The following is a 675-nucleotide window of genomic DNA, read 5'->3' as shown; positions in this document are numbered from 1 at the left end:
CAACAAGCACTGGTGTATGCAAAACGCTCTCTGGAGAAAAGAGTGGAATTTGCCGAAGCGGAAAACCTGTTGGGTTTAGTTTATGTCAGGCTGGGTAAATTTGAGAGTGCCAGAGAGCACTTTTTAAAAGCTCGAGAGCTTCTTTATGAAGATGTCGTGATCAGCAATAACTTAGCTGTTATGGATATTTTAGAAGCGGACTATCAACGAGCGATAACACGCTTAGAGCCAGTTTATAAAAATGGACAAGCAGATAAGCAAGTCGTATCTAACCTAGTGTTAGCATACGCAAAGGTGGGTGATTTCGTTCAGGTTAAAGCCCTGTTAGGTGGGATGTACAGAACACAATTCTGATAGAGCAGCTCTACTTACTAGGAGGTGAGTATGGCTAACTATATAGTGAGTAAGTTGATATTTAAGAAACGGCGGAGACAAAGCGGAGTCGTGTCTATCGAGTTTGCTTTGGGTTTCTTTGCTTTTTGGTTGTTTATAGCTGCCTGGGTAGAAGTCTGCTTTTTGTCTTATGTATCAGCAGCTACAGATTTAGCTATTGCCAATGCTTCGCGAGAAGCCAAAAAAGACAATAGTACTTACCTAACATCGTTCAAGCAGGTTTTGGATAATAGTGACACTGTTTGGTCGAATTTTGTCGACTCTAGCAAGGTTAGCTCCTCA

At 41.6% G+C, this 675-nt stretch carries 1 protein-coding gene and 1 pseudogene; both read left to right on the top strand.

The window, feature by feature from the left end:
- A pseudogene (locus KIV40_RS35055) lies at positions 1 to 354 on the top strand (secretion protein); the annotation flags it as partial.
- A 30-nt stretch (positions 355 to 384) separates the two neighbouring features.
- Positions 385 to 675 (top strand): TadE family protein (locus KIV40_RS35050; protein WP_285354084.1); only part of this gene is annotated, 291 nt, incomplete at its 3' end.

The organism is Vibrio sp. D173a (assembly GCF_030248475.1).
Note: the sequence above shows the minus strand (reverse complement) of the source record. Positions and strands in the feature narration are given on the sequence as shown.